Source organism: Virgibacillus sp. 7505, assembly GCF_002272135.1.
GTDB lineage: Bacteria > Bacillota > Bacilli > Bacillales > Amphibacillaceae > Terribacillus.
The window spans coordinates 1-244 of record NZ_NPBF01000263.1 but is presented as its reverse complement, the minus strand read 5'-3'; the positions used below and the strand labels follow the sequence as shown (position 1 = coordinate 244).

General features: G+C 37.7%; 1 pseudogene. It reads right to left on the bottom strand.

The features are described 5' to 3' along the window. A pseudogene (locus CHH91_RS18885) lies at positions 1–244 on the bottom strand (hypothetical protein); the annotation flags it as partial.

Here is a 244-nt window from a genome sequence, read left to right as displayed (position 1 = left end):
GAAAATCATCACACCCGCATCGTCTATCATTTCTTTTCTATACTCCGTCCAAAGCTCTTTTAGCGATTTTTCACCCGAAGCTGATTGAGGAAATGGACGTAATGTTAGATATTCATTAATTTTCTTACCCTTATTCTCAAATATTTCTTCAAGTGCGCCATTAATTACATAACTGCCCACTCCCAAGCCGAACCCCGATATTATATGGTGGTTATTAGCAACAAGAGACTTGGAAAGATTATGT